This is a genomic window from Streptomyces sp. MK7, from assembly GCF_032658145.1.
Classification (GTDB): domain Bacteria; phylum Actinomycetota; class Actinomycetes; order Streptomycetales; family Streptomycetaceae; genus Streptomyces; species Streptomyces spiralis.
In genome coordinates, this window is sequence record NZ_JAVACL010000016.1 from 80707 (window position 1) to 96102 (window position 15396).

Genomic DNA, 15396 nt, shown 5'->3' on the forward strand with positions numbered 1-15396 from the left:
CCGCATGACGACCACGAGCGTCACCGACCTGTACCCCACCCGCGGCACCACCGAGGTGACCGCCCCCCGCCAGGACCCGGTCGTCTGGGGTTCCCCGGACACGCCCGGACCGATCGCGGGCGCCGACCTCCAGGCGTACGAGCGCGACGGCTTCCTCGCCGTCGACCAGCTCATCGCCCCGGACGAGGTCGCCGTCTACAAGCGGGAGCTGGACCGGCTGGTGAGCGACCCGGCGATCCGGGCCGACGAACGTTCGATCGTCGAGCCCAAGTCCAAGGAGATCCGCTCGGTCTTCGAGGTGCACCGGATCAGCGAGGTGTTCGCGAACCTGGTGCGCGACGAACGGGTGGTCGGCCGGGCGCGGCAGATCCTCGGCTCGGACGTCTACGTCCACCAGTCCCGGATCAACGTCAAGCCGGGCTTCGGGGCCAGCGGCTTCTACTGGCACTCGGACTTCGAGACCTGGCACGCCGAGGACGGCCTGCCGAACATGCGCACGGTGTCCGTCTCGATCGCGCTGACCGAGAACTTCGACACCAACGGCGGTCTGATGATCATGCCGGGGTCGCACAGGACGTTCCTGGGCTGCGCCGGCGCCACGCCCCAGGACAACTACAAGAAGTCGCTGCAGATGCAGGACGCGGGCACGCCGTCCGACGAGGCACTGACCGCGCTCGCGAGCGAGTACGGCATCAGGCTCTTCACCGGCAAGGCCGGCTCGGCCACCTGGTTCGACTGCAACTGCATGCACGGCTCCGGCGACAACATCACGCCGTACCCGCGCAGCAACGTCTTCATCGTGTTCAACAGCGTCGAGAACACGGCGGTGGAGCCGTTCGCGGCACCGGTCCGGCGGCCGGAGTTCATCGGGGCGAGGGATTTCACTCCGGTGCGCTGAGCCCGGCCGGGGCTCCGGGGGTCGCCCCCCGGAGAAGGCAGCATCGGGGCGAGGGATTTCACTCCCGTGAAGTGACCCGCGCTTCCCTCTGATCCAGGGCAGGGGCCTCCTCGTGTGGGACGGGAGGCCCCTGCCCGGCTGTGTCTGCCGGCTGTTCTCACCCGGCCAGCACGTCCAGCAGCCGGTCCACGTCCGCCTCCGTGTTGTAGAGGTGGAACGCGGCGCGCAGGTTGCCCGCCCGGTCGGACACCTCGATGCCGGCGGCACTCAACTCGCCCTGGCGACGGCCGAGTCCGGGTACGGACACGATCGCGGAGCCCGGCGCCGCAACCGGCTCGTGCCCGAGGGAGCCGAGCCCCTTGCGGAACCGATCGGCCAGCGCGACGTCGTGCGCGTGGACGGCTTCCGCGCCCAGTTCCTCGATCAGTTCGAGGGAGGTGCGCAGCCCGGCGTAGGTGAACAGGGCGGGGCTGACGTCGAACCGCCGGACGGCGTGGGCGAGTTCGGTGACCGGGCCGTAGCAGCTGTCCCAGGGCCGCTCACCGGCGGACCAGCCGGCGAGCAGCGGGGTGAGCCCGCCGAAGTCGTCGGCGGCGCCCGGGGCGACGAAGAACGCGGCGCCGTGCGGGCCCATGAGCCACTTGAAGCCGACGGCGGCGAGGAAGTCGTAGCCGTCCGGGTCGACGCGCAGCCAGCCGGCCGACTGGGAGGCGTCGACGTAGACGCGGGCCCCGTGCGTCCGGGCGGCGGCGCGCACCGCGGGCAGGTCGGCCAGGCGGCCGTCGGCGGACTGGGCGGCGCTGACCGCGACGAGCGCGGTGCCGGGCCGGACGGACTCGGCCAGCCGCTGCAGCGGGACGACGCGCACCGTGAGGTCCGCGCGCATGTGGAAGGGGTTCACCAGCGAGGAGAAGTCGGCCTCGGCGGTGAGGACTTCGGCCCCGGCGGGCAGCGAGGCGGCGATCAGGGCTCCGTACTCGGCGACGGAGGCGCCGGTGGCCACCCGCTCCACCGGCACGCCGGCCAGCCGGGCGAAGGAGGCTCGGACGGCTTCCACGTCCTCGTACAGGGAACCGAGCGGCCTGCCCTCGGCCCGTAGCCGCACCGCCCGGTGCAGGGCGGTCACGGTGCGGGCCGGGAGCAGGCCGTTGCCGGCGGTGTTCAGGTAGGTGTTCTTCGGGGCGAACTCGGCACGGACGAGGGTCTCGAAGGTCTCCATGGGACCACTGTGCGGCCCCGTGAAGTCGAAGTCCATCGCAGAATTCTGCGCGAAGCTCCCAAGGAACGCTTATGCATGGGCGCCGACCTGCGCGATCAGGCGGCCGTCAGTGCTGAGGCACCGCGCATCCGTCCGGCCCGCAGGCCTCGGCGCCACCGTCGTCGAGCAGGGTCAGCGGGGGGCGGTCGCCCCACGCCTGGCCGAGCGCCTGGGTGAACACCTCGGCGGGCTGGGCGCCGGAGACGCCGTACTTCCGGTCGAGCACGAAGAACGGCACCCCGGTGGCGCCGAGCTGGGCGGCCTCGCGTTCGTCGGCGCGGACCTCGTCGGCGTAGGCGGTGGGGTCGGCGAGCACCGTGCGGGCGGCGTCGGCGTCGAGCCCGGCGGCGACGGCGAGCTCGACCAGCCGTTCGTCGCCCTCGGTGAAGACGGACCGCTCCTCGGCGAAGTTCGCCCGGTAGAGGGCGTCCAGCAGTGCGCTCTGCCGGCCCTGTTCCTCGGCGAAGTGGAGCAGACGGTGCATGTCGAAGGTGTTGCCGTGGTCGCGGCCCCGGGTGCGGTACTCCAGGCCCTCCGCGGCGGCCTGCGCGCCCAGGTTGTCCTCACCGGCCTGCGCCTGCGCCTCGCTCATCCCGTACTTCCGGGTGAGCATGGTGAGCACGGGCGTCACATCGCCCTTGGCCCGGTGCGGGTCCAGCTCGAACGAGCGGTGCACCACCTGGACCTGGTCACGGTGCGGGAAGGCGGCCAGCGCCTTGTCGAAACGGGCCTTTCCGACGTAGCACCAGGGACAGGCGATATCGGTCCAGATTTCGACACGCATACTCTCGGCTCTTCTCCAGCTCGCACAGCCACGGAGACTCTCTCCGCCGATACCTGAACCTTCAACGAGCTCGCTTTCATTCCCCGGTCACGGCGTACCGCAGGGCCAGGTGGTGGTCCCCCTCGGCGGGCGGGTTCCCCGGGTCGGGGAGCCAGCCCCGGCGGGCGTAGAAGGCCTGGGCGCGGGTGTTGTCGGCGTGGACCTCCAGGACGGCCGTGCGTTTGCCGTCGGCCTGCCACTCCTCCACGCAGGCCCGGTGCAGGGCCGTACCGATGCCGGAGCGCCAGTGGCCGGGGTCGACGTGGAACTGGAACAGCTTGACCGTGTCCGCGGGTGCGCCGTCCGGGGTGCGGAAGGAGGCGATGCCGACGATCCGGCCGTGCTCGACGGCGCACAGCACATGTCCGTCGGGGCGCTCGATGGACCCGCGCCAGGCCTCGCACCAGTCGACGCCGGCCTGCGGGACGCCGTCCGGGTAGTACGTCGAACGGGCCCGGAAGTGCAGGTCGGCGATGGTCTCGGCCTCGACGGGCAGGGCGGTGCGGATCACCGGAGCGCCCTTCACTCGTTCACTGATCACACAACGGAGGACGTACCGGCGGCCGCCGCCGGTTTCAGGCCGGACCCGGCCCGGTTCGAAAGAACGAGACACCCCCTAGCTGAACCTCTAGCTGCCGTCCCGCAGGTCGTCCGGCCAGTTGGGGCGGAACTCGAGGTGGTCGTAGGTCACCACGCAGCCCTCGCCCAGGGGCGACTGGGTCATGAAGCCGATCAGGGCCGCGCCCGTCTCCTTCTCGTCGCCCAGGGTGAACAGGCGTACGAAGGTCCAGTGCTTGCCGTCGCGGGAGGCGTGGAAGGCGAACGCGCGGCCGGTGCGGCTCACCCGCAGCCACACCGAGCTGCCCTCGACCGTGAAGGAGTTGGCGTCGTCGGAGTGACCCCGGGTGACCACCGTGCAGATGGTGGGCACGTTCGGGGAGTACTCCAGGCAGAGCTTGGCCCAGGCGCGCTCGCCGACGTGGACGTAGAGCACGCCCGCGTCGAAGGACGCGTTGAAGCCGACCGTGACCCGGGCGATCAGCTGGAAGTCGCCCTCGGGCGCCCCGAGGAGGCGGGGCGCGTCGGAGGCGGGGTCCAGGGCCTCACCGGTGGGCGGGACGAAACGGTCCTGCCGGGGACCCGCCCAGCCGGTGAGGACCCCGTCCTCGTAGGACCAGTGGCCGTCCGGACCGTAGGTGCGCAGGGCGAAGGGGAGTTCGGGGAGTTCTACGTCCATGGCCGGAGTCTCCCAGTTCTCCCCGCGCCGTACGGCCCGGGGGGTCAGCGTTCCAGGCGGCCGTCGTAGCGGCGGGGCAGGCCCAGCGGGTTGTCGTCGCGCAGCTCCGGCGGCAGCAGCGCCTCGGGGGCGTTCTGGTACGTCACCGGCCGCAGCCAGCGCTCGATCGCCGTGCCGCCCACGGAGGTGGACGTGGAGGTGGTCGCCGGGTAGGGGCCGCCGTGGTGCTGGGCGGGGGCCACGGCGACACCGGTCGGCCAGCCGTTGACGAGGACGCGTCCGGCGAGCGGGGTCAGCTCGGCCAGCAGCTCGGCGCCGCGTCCCTCGCCGGCCGCCTCCTCGGCGGACAGGTGCACGGTCGCGGTGAGGTTGCCGGGGAGCCGGGAGAGGACCGCCGTGGCCTCGCCGTCGTCGGTGTAGCGGGCCACGACCGTGACGGGTCCGAAGCACTCCTCCAGCAGCAGGTCGTGGTCGCCCTCCCGGGCCAGCCGCTCGGCCGGGACGGTGAGGAAGCCGGCGCTCACCGTGTGCTCGCCGCCCGCGCCCGGAGTGACCGGCGAGTCCACGCCGGTCAGTTCGGCGCGTTCGGCGATGCCGGTGAGGAAGTTGTCGCGCATGCGGTGGTCGAGCAGGACGCCGGCCTCGGTGTCGCTGACGGCGTCCGTCAGCGACTTCACCAGGGTGTCGCCCGACGCGCCCGCCGGGACCAGCACCAGGCCGGGCTTGACGCAGAACTGTCCGACGCCGAGCGTCATCGACCCGGCGAGCCCGGCGCCGATGGCCTCGGCGCGCTCCGCGGCGGCGGCCTCGGTGACGAGGACGGGGTTCAGGGAGCCCAGCTCGCCGTGGAAGGGGATCGGCACCGGCCGCGCCGCGGCCGCGTCGAACAGGGCCCGGCCTCCGCGTACGGAGCCGGTGAAGCCCGCGGCGGCCACCAGCGGGTGCCTGATCAGCTCGATGCCCGCCTCGAAGCCGTGCACCAGCCCGAGCACGCCCCCGGGGATGCCGTGCTCGGCGGCGGCGGACCGCAGCACCCTGGCGACCAGCTCGGACAGCGCCGGGTGGTCGGGGTGGGCCTTGACGACCACCGGGCACCCGGCGCCCAGCGCGCTCGCGGTGTCGCCGCCGGCGACCGAGAAGGCGAAGGGGAAGTTGGAGGCGGAGTAGACGGCGACGACGCCGAGCGGCACCTTGTAGCGGCGCAGGTCCGGCACCGGCGGGGTGGCGGTGTCGTCGGGGTGGTTGATGATCACGTCGAGGAAGGCGCCCTCGTCGACGATGCCCGCGAAGGCCCGCAGCTGGTAGCAGGTCCGGGCGAGTTCGCCGGTGAGCCGGACCGGGCCGAGCGCGGTCTCGGCGTCCGCGGCCTCCACGAGGTGGTCCCGGGCCGCCTCGAGGCGGTCGGCGGCCGTGCGCAGGAAGGCGGCCCGCACGGTGCGGTCGGCGAGCGCGCCGCGCGCCGCGTGCGCGGCCCGGACGGCGGCGTCGACCTCCTCCGCTGTGGCCTCCACCGCAACCTGTTCCCGCTGCTTCCCGGTACGGGGATCGACGCTCCAGACTGGTGCTGCTGCCACCGCGGGTCCCTCCACATGTCTTGCCGCAGTACGTGGGTCATCCCTCAGAGACGTTCGATATACTGAACACTGTCTCTGATGATGAATATGCTCCCGGAGACTATATCTTCAGGTCCTCGTCGAACGAAGGGGTCAAGGGCGATGGCGGCAGGCGAGACGGGCGGCGGGGCGCAGGTCAAGTCCGCGGTGCGGACCGTGGAATTGCTGGAGTACTTCGCCGGCCGCCCCGGCATGCACTCCCTGGCCGCGGTCCAGGAGGCCGTCGGCTATCCCAAGTCCAGTCTGTACATGCTGCTGCGCACGCTCGTCGAGCTGGGCTGGGTGGAGACCGACGCGACCGGCACCCGGTACGGCATCGGGGTGCGCGCGCTGCTGGTGGGCACCTCCTACATCGACGGCGACGAGGTGGTCGCGGCCGCCCGGCCGACCCTGGACCGCCTCTCCGACGACACCACCGAGACCATCCACCTGGCCCGTCTGGACGGCACCAACGTCGTCTACCTGGCCACCCGCCAGTCGCAGCACTACCTGCGCCCCTTCACGCGCGTCGGCCGCCGCCTGCCCGCCCACTCCACCTCGCTCGGCAAGGCGCTGCTGAGCACGTACACCGACGAGCAGGTCCGCAAGATGCTCCCGGAGACGCTGCCCGCGCTGACCGAGCACACCATCACCGACCGCGAGAAGCTCATCGAGGAGCTGCACCAGATCCGTGAGCAGGGCTACGCCGTCGACCGCGAGGAGAACACGCTGGGCCTGCGCTGCTTCGGCGTGGCGATCCCGTACCGCACCCCGGCCCGCGACGCGATCAGCTGCTCGATCCCCGTGGCGCGCCTGACGCCCGCGCACGAGCAGATGGTGAAGGATGCCCTCTTCGACGCCCGTGACCGCCTGACGCTCGCCACCCGGAGGCTGTGAGCCATGGAAGTCGTGCTCCGCGAGGTCCACGACAGCGATCTGCCCGTGTTCTTCCGGCAGATGAACGATCCCGAGTCCCTGCGGATGGCCGCCTTCACCCCGCAGGACCCGGCCGACCGGGACGCCTTCGACGCCCACTGGGCCAAGGTGCGCGCCTCCTCCGACGTGCTGCGCACGATCCTGGCCGACGGTGACGTGGTGGGCAGCACCGCGGTGTACGGCGAGCCGGGCGAGCGGGAGGTCACCTACTGGGTGGACCGCGCCTACTGGGGGCAGGGCATCGCCACGGCCGCGCTGCGCGCCCTGCTGGCCCAGGTCCCCGAACGCCCGCTGTACGCCCGGGCGGCCTCGGACAACGCCGGCTCGCTGCGAGTGCTGGAGAAGTGCGGCTTCCGGCGGACCGCGACGGCCCGGGGGTACGCCCATGCACGCGGGGAGGAGATCGACGAGACGGTGCTCACCCTGCACGGCTGACGCGGCCCCGGACAGCGAGCGCCGTAGCGGCGTACGGGCAGGCGCCGTAGGGGCGTACGGCGCCTCCCCCGCGCGGCGGAGGCGGATCGTCGGCGCGCGGGAGGCCGGGGCGCGGTGCCCGCGGGAGCGTGGAGGCATGACCGAGTCGCCCGCCCTTCCGCCCGGCACCGCCGAGGCCCCCACCGCCGGCACCCCCGCGGCCGTCCTCGACCGGCCGCGCCGAGTGCTGCGGGCCGTCGCGATCGCGGCCTGTGTGCCGTACCTCTCGCTCAAGACCGCCTGGATCGCGGGGAGCCGCATCGGGATCCCGGACGGCAGCACGCTGCTGGAGCACCGCACGGCCATGGCCGTCGCCAACACCGTCAGCGTGCTCCTGGACGCGGCCGTGATCGTGCTGGCGCTGCTGCTGACCCGGCCGCGGGGGCTGCGGGTGCCGGCCTGGCTGCTCGCCCTGCCGGCATGGGTGGCCACGGGGCTGCTCGCGCCGATCATGACGGGCTACCCGCTGCAACTCCTGGTGCGCGCGCTGGGCGGGGCGGTGGACAAGTCGTCCGGCACCGGCCGCCGGCCGTTCCTGCACGAGTGGGTGTTCGGGGTGGTGTACACCGGCTTCATCGTGCAGGGTCTGGCCCTCGGCGCGCTGTTCCTGCTCTACGCCCGGGGCCGCTGGGGGCATGTGTGGCGCGGGCGGGTGGGAGAGCTGCCCGCCGGGGCGGTCAGGCCGGCGCAGCGCGTGTGCGCCGTGGCGGCCTGCGTGTTCGCCCTGTTCCCGCTGGTGACGCACCTGGTGTGGGCGTGCGGCGGCACCGCGGGTCTCAGTGCGGGCCGCGTCGCGGACCGGACCTCCGACTTCTACGTCCTGGAGGCGACCGACGCCTGCTTCGTCCTCGCCGCCGTCGCCGGCGCCGTTCAGCTCGCCTTCCGGCGCGGCCGCCGGCTGCCGGTGGCCGTGCCGCTCGCGCCGGCCTGGGTGGGCTCGGGCGTCCTGGTCTGCTGGGGCGGCTGGCTGTCGCTGGCCTCGCTGACCTCCGTGGAGGAACTCGCCGACCGGCCCACACCGCCGATGAACCTCGTCTACGCTGTCCAGATGATCACCGGCTTCCTGGTGGCGGCCCTGGGCGCGCACTTCCTCGCCGAGCGCTCGGCCGCACACGCGGGGCAACAGGACCGGCGGGTGGCGTGAGGGGATTCCTCCGGCTGCTGCTGGGCCGTGTGGCGCGCCGCCGCTGGATCCATCTGATCCTCGGCGGCGCACTCGTCATGCCGTACGTCCTGGTGGGCGCGGTGATCGTCGGCCCGGTCAGCGGCTCGTCGGACGTGTTCACCTCGCTTCCGCTGCAACTGGCCTCCTTCGCCGTCGGGTTGCCGCTGGCCGCGGTCACCTCGCTGTTCCCGCTGACCCGGCCGATGTCGGTGGCGGCGGTGCGCGCGCTGTGCGGGGTGGACGCCGGCGCTCTGGCCGACGGGCCCGCCCGGACCCGGGCCGCGAAGGGGCGTACGGCGGCCTGGTTCACGCTGCACCTGGGACTCGGCGGGATCGTCTCCGGCATGTCGCTGTCGGTGCCGCCGTTCGGGGTGGTGCTGATCGTGCTGCCCGTCTTCGCGGGCCTGCGCGACACCCGGCTCGGCCTGCCCGAAGTGCTGAGCCGCTCCTGGGCGTTGGTGCTCGCTCCGGTCGCGGGCGCGGCGACCCTGCTCGCGCTCGCCGGCTGCGCGGCCGGCTGCGGCACCCTCCTCGCCCGCTGGGCGCCGGCCCTGCTCGGGCCCGGCCCGGAGGACCGGCTGGCCGCCGCCGAGGCCCGCGCCGCCGGCCTCGCCGTACGCAACCGGCTCGCCCGCGAACTGCACGACTCCGTGGGGCACGCGCTCAGCGCCGTCACCCTCCAGGCGGGCGCGGCCCGCCGCCTCCTCGGCACCGACCCGGAGTTCGTCCGGGAGGCGCTCGCCGCGATCGAGGACACCGCACGGCGCACGGTCGGGGAACTCGACGCCGTCCTGGGTGTGCTGCGGGACGGCGACGCCCCCGGAACGGCCCCGGCGCCCACCCTCGCCGCCGACCTCGACGGACTGCTGCGCCGCACCCGCGCCGGCGGTCCGCGCATCACCGCCGAGGTGGACACCGACCCCTCGGCGCTGCCCCCGGTGGTCTCCCGCGAGGCCTACCGCATCGTCCAGGAGGGGCTGAGCAACGCGCTCAAGCACGCGGGCGGGCAGGTCCCGGTCACGGTCCGGATCGGCGCCGTGGACGGGCACCTGGAGATCACCGTCGAGAACCCGCTGAGGCAGGGGCCTGCGGCGGCCCCCGCCCGGCCCGGCGGCGGCCACGGGCTGCGGGGCGTCGCGGACCGCGCCCGGCTGCTGGGCGGCGCTGCGCACGCGGGTGAGGCGGACGGGGCGTGGCGCCTGTGGGTACGACTGCCGCTGAAGGGACCCGTATGACGGTCGAAGGGACCCGTATGACGAGTGAGCCGCTGACACGTGAGCCGCCGGCGCCTGAGCCGGTCATCCGGATCGTGCTCGCCGACGACGAGCGCATGGTCCGCACCGCCCTGCGGGCCATCCTGGCCGCCGAGCCGGACCTGACGGTCGTCGGGGAGGCTGCGACCGGCGCCGAGGCGGTGTCCGTCGTGCGAGAGACACGGCCCGAGGTGGTCCTCATGGACGTGCGCATGCCCGAGGTCGACGGCATCCGGGCCACCGAGCAGATCCTCGCCACACTCACCGCGGCCCCGCCCCGGATCGTGGTCGTCACCACCTTCGAGAACGACTCCTACGTCTACGACGCTCTGCGCGCCGGAGCCGCCGGGTTCCTGCTCAAACGGGCGGACGCCGACACCCTGGTGCAGGCGGTGCGGCTCGTCGCGCGCAGCGACACCCTGCTGTTCCCGTCGGCCGTACGGGCGCTGGCCGAGGAGCACGCGCGCGCGTCCGCGGCACCGCCGGCCTGGGTGGCGCGGCTCACCGTCCGGGAGGGCGAGGTGCTGCGGCTGATGGCGGCCGGGCTGACCAACGCGGAGATCGCCCGGCGCATGGAGGTCGGCCCCGCCACCGTCAAGACGCATGTGGCGGGGGTGCTGGCGAAGACCGGCGCCCGCGACCGCACCCAGGCGGTGATCGCCGCCTACGAGTCGGGCTTCATGAACGTCCGATGAGAAACCGGGCGGACGGGAACGTTCCGCCCCTTCCCCCTCGTCCTCCACTGGGATGAACGGGATGAACAAGACGATCAGGCGGGCGGCCGTCTTCACACTGCTGCTCGTGTTCGCGCTGCTGGCCAGGGCGACCTGGGTGCAGTTCTACGACGGCAAGGCCCTCGCCGACGACAAGGACAACCGGCGCAGGGCGATCGAGACGTACGCCCAGCCGCTGGGCAACATCGTCGTCGCCGGCAGCGCGATCACCGGCTCGGCCGAGACCAGCGGCGACCTGAAGTACAAGCGGACGTACCTCGACGGCAAGCTGTACGCGGCGGTCACGGGCTACAGCTCGCAGGCCTACGGCGCGACCCAGCTGGAGGGCATCTACCAGGACCTCCTGGACGGTACCGACACCCGGCTGAAGAACCCGCTCGACACCCTCACCGGCAAGCGGGCCACCCCCGGCGACGTGATCACGACGATCGACCCGGACGTGCAGAAGGCCGCCTACGAGGCGCTCGGCGACAAGAAGGGCGCCGCCGTCGCGATCGACCCGGCCACGGGGAAGATCCTCGCGGTGGTCTCCACGCCGTCGTACGACCCCACCGTGCTCAGCGCCGGCGACGGCGACGCCTGGAAGAAGCTGACCCGGGATCCCGACAAGCCGATGACCAACCGCGCGCTGCGCCGGCCGCTGCCGCCGGGCTCGACGTTCAAGCTGGTCGTGGCGGCGGCCGCGCTGGAGGACGGGCTGTACTCGTCGGTCGACGTGAGGACGGACAGCCCCGACCCCTACACGCTGCCGGGCACCACACGGGTGCTGTCGAACGAGAACCCGAGCGCCCCTTGCGAGGACGCCGACATCCGCACCGCGCTGCAGTACTCCTGCAACAACGTCTTCGCGAAGATGGCCGTCGATCTGGGCCAGGACAAGGTGCGGGCGATGGCCGAGAAGTTCGGCTTCGACGACGAGTCGCAGGACGTGCCGGTGCGCGCCTACCCGAGCGTGTACCCCTCCGGCATGGACAAGGCGCAGACCGCGCTCACCGGCATCGGCCAGTTCGACGTCACCGCCACTCCGCTCCAGATGGCGATGGTGTCGGCGGCCATCGCCCACGGCGGCGAGCTCGTCTCCCCGCACATGGTGTCGCGGACCACCGACGGCAACGGCGACGTGCTGCGGAACTACGACGACTCCGCCGACAGCAAGCGGATCGTCAGCTCCCGCACCGCCGAGCAGCTGCGGTCGGCGATGCGCACGGTGGTCGAGCAGGGCACCGGCACCAACGCCCGGATCCCCGGTGTGACGGTCGGCGGCAAGACGGGCACGGCCCAGCACGGCGAGAACAACAGCAAGGTGCCCTACGCCTGGTTCACGTCCTACGGCACCTCGCAGGCGACCGGCAAGCAGGTCGCGGTCGCGGTGGTCGTCGAGCAGTCGGACGCGGCCCGCTCGGAGGTCAGCGGCAACGGACTGGCGGCACCGGTGGCCAAGGCGATGATGAAGGCGGCCCTCGCCGACTGACAGTGGCCCCCGCAGGCTGTGCGGGCGGCCTTCAGGACCGGGCGTACGGTCCCGGCGGGCACGTGGGTGTTCGCGGGGCAGTACGACCACGACCGCGGCGGCCGGAACGCGCGGGAGGACCGCTGCACGGCGACGGCCATCGCGCGGGGACGGCACCGGTCGGTGACCGGCGACTTCACGCCGCGCGACGGCGCCGGCACCTCGGCCGACAGCAGTTCGCCGGGCGGTACCGCACCCGGCGGCACCGCACCCGGCGCGGACCCGTAGCGGATCGGCCGCCGGACGCCGTGCCGCCCGCGCGCCGTGCGGCTCAGCCGACGAAGTACGTCGGGTTGGGCAGCTTGTAGGTGCGGTCGGCGTAGCCGCCGTCGAGGTCGGAGTACTGGTCGCCGAAGTTGGCGACGATGTCGTACCCGAGGTCCTCGATGTGCTTGCGGGTACCGGACTTGTACTGGACGGTGGTGCACTTCCAGGCGCCCGGGGCGGCGCAGCCGCTCAGGTAGGCCGGCGGGTTGGCCGTGTCCTTGAGGAACATGTGGTCGGCGTCGAGGTTGACGTCGGCGCCGACCTTCTTCAGGTTCTCCACGGCGGCGGAGCGCTGGGCCTCGCTCAGACCCGAGTTGTAGAAGACGGTGACGCCCTTGCTCGCGGCGTACCGCACGAGCTCGGGGCTGCCGAAGACCTCCGGCCGGTCGGCCTGGTTGACGTAGGCCGCCCAGGTGGCGCTGCTGTAGCCGTAGTTGTTCTTCTTCTCGTAGTCCAGGCTGAGCAGCAGCGTGTCGTCGATGTCGAAGACGACGGCCGGCTTGTCGGCCTTGTGCCCGGCCTGGCGGGCCGCCTTGTCGATGTACCGCTTGGCGTCGGCGTCGATGCGCGCCAGGTCCTTGGCGTACGGGCTGTCCGGGGACGCCTGGTAGACGCCGTTGCCGTCCGGCGTGGTGCCGTAGTAGGTGTCGATGTCCTTGGTCAGCAGCCCGATGTTGTAGGGCTCGTGGGTGGAGTTGGCGGTGGACTGCCCGGCGGTGGCGGCACCGGCGCCGTAGAGGGCACCACCGGCGACGGCGCAGGCCGCGGCGAGGGCGGCGGCTCTGAGGGACTTCCGCATGGGATCTCCGGATCTGGTCGATGGACGTGACCGGTGAGATTGCGCCAAATACATGACGCGGCACCAGGTCACGCACTGTCTACGCGCATTGCGCACCAGCCGCGAGCGGCGTTACCCGATCGATACGCAATTCCTTCACACGGGGCATTGCCCGCATGTGGTTGCGGCATGACCTCCGCTTGACCCGCCTCCCCTAGGGTCGGGAGCCGCGATCGCGAACGGGGGAAGGACTGCCAGGTGGGCGAAGGCAAGGACCCGAGCAAGGTCCTGGACATCAAGACCGCCGATGGGCCACGGCGAGGTCGACGGTGACGGCAAGCACGGCGGTGCCGGTGAGCGTTGAGGACGAGGCCCGTAACCTGACCTGGTCGTACCGCTACGACGAGGCGGGGCGGCTGGTCACGGAGACGGACTTCGACGGCCGTGTCCTCACGTATGCGCACGACGCGGCAGGACGCCTTGCCTCACGCACCAACGGTGCCGGGGAAACCATGCGCTTCACCCGGGACGCCCTGGGGCGGGTCGCGGAGCATCGGTCCGGTACGGAGGATGTCACGTCGTTCGTCTAGGGGCCCGACGGCGCTCTGGTCCGCGCGGCCAATGCGGACGCCGATGTCACCATGGAGCGGGACGCACTGGGGCGGATTCTGACCGAGACGGTCAATGGTCGCACGACCCGGTACACGTACGACGCCCTCGGCCGCCGCACCGGTCGGCAGACACCGAGCGGGATGGTGTCGCGGTGGACATACGACCCCGTGGGCAGGCCCATCAGTCTGGAGAGCGGAAACGGCGAACTGCGGTTCGTCCATGATGCCGTGGGACGCGAAGTCCAGCGGCGTATCGGAAAGGCGGTTGCGCTCACCCAGACCTGGGACCGAGGCGACCGTCTCACCACTCAGTCCCTGGCGGTGCATGTATCTGCGGGTACCGAGCGCCTGCTTCAGCATCGCGCCTACGCCTACCAGGCCGCCGGTCATGTGACAGAGATCCGCGAACTGACGTCCGGTACCCGCCGTTTCGACGTGGACACCATGGGACGCGTCACGGGGGTACGAGCGCACGGCTGGGCCGAGACGTACGCATACGACGTCGTCGGCAACGTGGTCCACGTCGCCGCTCCGCATCACGACGCATCCGGTGATCGTGAGTTCAAGGGCACCCTGATCCGCCGCTCCGGGCGCACCGAGTACGAGTACGACGCTCAAGGCCGCCTGGTCCGCAGGACCCGCAGACTGCTCAATGGGCAGAAGCGGCAGTGGACGTACAGCTGGAACGCCGAGGATCGGCTCACCGACGCCATCACCCCCGAGGGCGAGCACTGGCGCTACGCATATGATGCGATCGGCCGCCGCACCGCGAAATACCGTACGGACGGCTCCGGTACGGCCGGCGAACGCACGGAATGGTGCTGGGACGGCAGTCAGGTGGCCGAGCAGAGCACGGCTGACGGCAGGGTCAAGACGTGGGAGTACGCACCGGGAACGCACCGTCCCGTCGCCCAGATCGACCACAGACCCGCGGTCCGGCACCCGGGCACCTCGTTCTTCGCCCGGCTGGCGGAGGAAGCGACGGCCGACCCCGACCGCACCGCCCGTTTCCATGCGGTCATCACGGACCTGGTCGGTACGCCGACCGAACTTGTGTCCGTCGACGGCGACGTGGCATGGCAGCGCCGTACGACTCTGTGGGGGAACGCATACCCGGCTCCGACGGACGACAGCGAGTCCGTGGATTGCCCCATCCGCTTTCCGGGCCAGTACTGGGACGCCGAGACGGGTCTGCACCACAATTTCCACCGGTACTACGACCCGGAGACCGCGCGCTACATATCACCCGATCCGCTCGGACTCGACGCCGGCCCAAATCCCTGTTGGTACGGGCCGAACCCGCTCACCTGGATCGATCCCCATGGCCTCGCGGCTTGCCGCACATCTCCCAGAATGGAGAACGGCAACCCCAAGGAGGGGTGGCAGCACATCGACGAGCGGCACATCGCCGGCACCGCCTCCGGCGGTCATGGTGACCTCATGCCCCCGTCGACCACCCGTGCACAGGTGGAGAAAGCCGCGCAGACGATGATCGACAAGGGGACACGGGTATCGGACCCCGCGCGTCGGATGCAGACCTTTGAAAAGAGAATGGTCGTCAACGGAATGCGAGCCCGGTACCGACTGGTCGTCGACTCGGAGGACGGAAACCGCATCATCACCTTCTTCCCCGTAGGAAAGAGTTACACGCCGTGATCACCGTGCAGTTCACCGTTCGCCCCGGCCAGGGCCGACCCAGCGGATTCGACCTGGGAGACATCCACGTCACCGGCGATCTCGGCACGGCGCAGTCGGCGGGACACTCCCCGGACCAAGGCATGATGATCTACCTGTCTGTCGTGCAACTCCTGGACGGCCTGGGCCCCTTTCTGCGAAGCAGCGCCAAGACATACGCGTTCA

At 71.9% G+C, this 15396-nt stretch carries 16 protein-coding genes; 10 read left to right on the forward strand and 6 right to left on the reverse strand.

The window, feature by feature from the left end:
• Positions 1–4 precede the first annotated feature (4 nt).
• Positions 5–898 carry an ectoine hydroxylase gene (gene thpD / locus R2S09_RS19335; protein WP_306183811.1) on the forward strand — a complete coding sequence of 298 codons (894 nt, stop codon included), beginning with the start codon at positions 5–7 and terminating at the stop codon, positions 896–898.
• 157 nt (positions 899–1055) lie between these two features.
• Here the strand turns inward: thpD and R2S09_RS19340 are convergent, their stop codons facing one another.
• The 5 genes from R2S09_RS19340 to R2S09_RS19360 all read right to left on the reverse strand — a co-directional run bounded on the left by R2S09_RS19340 (position 1056) and on the right by R2S09_RS19360 (position 5790).
• Positions 1056–2153, reverse strand: a complete 1098-nt coding sequence (locus R2S09_RS19340; protein WP_306183810.1) for an aminotransferase class V-fold PLP-dependent enzyme — start codon at positions 2151–2153, stop codon at positions 1056–1058.
• A 70-nt stretch (positions 2154–2223) separates the two neighbouring features.
• Positions 2224–2940, reverse strand: a complete 717-nt coding sequence (locus tag R2S09_RS19345) for a DsbA family oxidoreductase (protein ID WP_316742322.1) — start codon at positions 2938–2940, stop codon at positions 2224–2226.
• A 76-nt stretch (positions 2941–3016) separates the two neighbouring features.
• Positions 3017–3520, reverse strand: coding sequence for a GNAT family N-acetyltransferase (locus R2S09_RS19350; RefSeq protein ID WP_316742323.1), 504 nt, complete (start codon positions 3518–3520; stop codon positions 3017–3019).
• Positions 3521–3607: 87 nt separating this feature from the next.
• On the reverse strand, positions 3608–4216 hold the full coding sequence (locus R2S09_RS19355) for a DUF1349 domain-containing protein (RefSeq protein ID WP_306183804.1): 609 nt from the start codon (positions 4214–4216) through the stop codon (positions 3608–3610).
• Between the two features lie 44 nt (positions 4217–4260).
• Complete coding sequence (locus R2S09_RS19360; RefSeq protein WP_316742325.1) at positions 4261–5790, reverse strand: aldehyde dehydrogenase (NADP(+)); 1530 nt, start codon at positions 5788–5790, stop codon at positions 4261–4263.
• 141 nt (positions 5791–5931) lie between these two features.
• Between R2S09_RS19360 and R2S09_RS19365 the strand changes: the two genes are divergently transcribed.
• From R2S09_RS19365 to R2S09_RS19395, 7 genes are all read left to right on the forward strand, one after another.
• Complete coding sequence (locus tag R2S09_RS19365) at positions 5932–6705, forward strand: IclR family transcriptional regulator (protein ID WP_030180087.1); 774 nt, start codon at positions 5932–5934, stop codon at positions 6703–6705.
• Positions 6706–6708: 3 nt separating this feature from the next.
• A complete protein-coding gene (locus R2S09_RS19370) occupies positions 6709–7179 on the forward strand; it encodes a GNAT family N-acetyltransferase (RefSeq protein ID WP_306183802.1) in 471 nt (156 codons plus the stop codon).
• A gap of 136 nt (positions 7180–7315) precedes the next feature.
• On the forward strand, positions 7316–8362 hold the full coding sequence (locus R2S09_RS19375) for a hypothetical protein (RefSeq protein WP_316742327.1): 1047 nt from the start codon (positions 7316–7318) through the stop codon (positions 8360–8362).
• Positions 8359–9618, forward strand: coding sequence for a histidine kinase (locus R2S09_RS19380; RefSeq protein ID WP_316742329.1), 1260 nt, complete (start codon positions 8359–8361; stop codon positions 9616–9618). Before R2S09_RS19375 ends, R2S09_RS19380 begins: the two co-directional genes overlap by 4 nt.
• Positions 9619–9635: 17 nt before the next feature.
• Complete coding sequence (locus R2S09_RS19385) at positions 9636–10331, forward strand: response regulator transcription factor (protein ID WP_306183984.1); 696 nt, start codon at positions 9636–9638, stop codon at positions 10329–10331.
• A gap of 61 nt (positions 10332–10392) precedes the next feature.
• On the forward strand, positions 10393–11841 hold the full coding sequence (locus tag R2S09_RS19390; RefSeq protein WP_316742330.1) for a penicillin-binding protein 2: 1449 nt from the start codon (positions 10393–10395) through the stop codon (positions 11839–11841).
• A 66-nt stretch (positions 11842–11907) separates the two neighbouring features.
• The gene (locus R2S09_RS19395; protein ID WP_306183796.1) at positions 11908–12108 is read left to right on the forward strand and encodes a hypothetical protein; all 201 of its coding nucleotides are present in this window, start codon (positions 11908–11910) and stop codon (positions 12106–12108) included.
• A 43-nt stretch (positions 12109–12151) separates the two neighbouring features.
• Here the strand turns inward: R2S09_RS19395 and R2S09_RS19400 are convergent, their stop codons facing one another.
• Positions 12152–12946 (reverse strand): HAD family acid phosphatase, encoded by a 795-nt coding sequence (locus tag R2S09_RS19400; RefSeq protein ID WP_316742332.1) that lies wholly within the window; start codon positions 12944–12946, stop codon positions 12152–12154.
• A 332-nt stretch (positions 12947–13278) separates the two neighbouring features.
• On the opposite strand from R2S09_RS19400, the gene R2S09_RS19405 reads away from it, so the two are divergent.
• Complete coding sequence (locus tag R2S09_RS19405; RefSeq protein ID WP_316742334.1) at positions 13279–13515, forward strand: RHS repeat domain-containing protein; 237 nt, start codon at positions 13279–13281, stop codon at positions 13513–13515.
• Between the two features lie 51 nt (positions 13516–13566).
• Positions 13567–15192: an RHS repeat-associated core domain-containing protein gene (locus R2S09_RS19410; RefSeq protein ID WP_316742335.1), complete on the forward strand. Its 1626-nt coding sequence runs from the start codon at positions 13567–13569 to the stop codon at positions 15190–15192.
• Positions 15193–15396 lie beyond the last annotated feature (204 nt).